The following is an 888-nucleotide window of genomic DNA, read 5'->3' as shown; positions in this document are numbered from 1 at the left end:
CATTTACAGTGAAGGTTGACGGGAAAGAATACTGGACCAGTCGCTGGAATCTGCAACCGTTACTGCAAAGTGCTCAGTTGACAGGAATGACTGTCACCATCAAATCCAGTACCTGTGAATCAGGCTCCGGCTTTGCTGAAGTGCAGTTTAATAATGACTGAGGCATAACCTGATTCGTGGTATGTGGGTAACAAGTGTAATCTGTGTCACAATTCAGTCAGTTGACAGTTGCCTGTCAGACTGAGCATTTGTTAAAAAAATTTCGCATGGTGAATCCCCCTGTGTGGAGGGGCGACTGGTGAAAAATCCTTGCTTGTGATTCATTATCGACACGGGTTCGGTGGTACCAGGCCGAACTCACCGGGAGGCACCCGGCACCATGCAGTATACAGAGATTAGGCATATACCAAGGCCTCTCATAGCAGGGGCCTTTTTACATGTAAAAAAGCCCGAGTGGGTTCGGGCAATTGCATGAGATACTCGTTTTAATAATCGAAATCATTTTAACCAGGATTCATAAGGCTGCGCAACTGCGCGGCCTTTTTCGTATTTCGGGCTGTAGTCTTCCTTCTGCCATTGTCCTGTAACTTCCGGACTTCAGCCCGCTCCTTATTTTACTCACAATATTATCCCGGCCGGGAGGATTCATGGCATTTAAACACTATGATGTTGTCAGGGCGGCGTCGCCGTCAGACCTTGCGAAACGAATAACTCAAAAACTGAAGGAAGGGTGGCAGCCTTATGGTAGTGCGCTGATTTCGACAGCTGGTTATGGTGCGGAGTTCATCCAGCCAGTTGTGAGTGAGGGGAGCATCTCATCACCAGAGGAGCCAGGCAACCGTCCGACGACCTCAGCGCCTTCTGTTGCGCCAGAATATTACTATGTGA

At 48.6% G+C, this 888-nt stretch carries 2 protein-coding genes; both read left to right on the top strand.

Annotated features, from left to right (window positions below):
* Nucleotides 1–8: 8 nt before the first annotated feature.
* A complete protein-coding gene (locus Y887_RS21565) occupies nt 9–161 on the top strand; it encodes a Shiga-like toxin beta subunit (RefSeq protein ID WP_001373151.1) in 153 nt (50 codons plus the stop codon).
* Between the two features lie 486 nt (nt 162–647).
* Nucleotides 648–888 (top strand): DUF1737 domain-containing protein (locus tag Y887_RS19375; RefSeq protein ID WP_157004336.1); only part of this gene is annotated, 241 nt, incomplete at its 3' end.

The sequence above is a fragment of the Xanthomonas pisi DSM 18956 genome, assembly GCF_001010415.1.
Lineage (GTDB): Bacteria > Pseudomonadota > Gammaproteobacteria > Xanthomonadales > Xanthomonadaceae > Xanthomonas > Xanthomonas pisi.
Note: the sequence above shows the minus strand (reverse complement) of the source record. Positions and strands in the feature narration are given on the sequence as shown.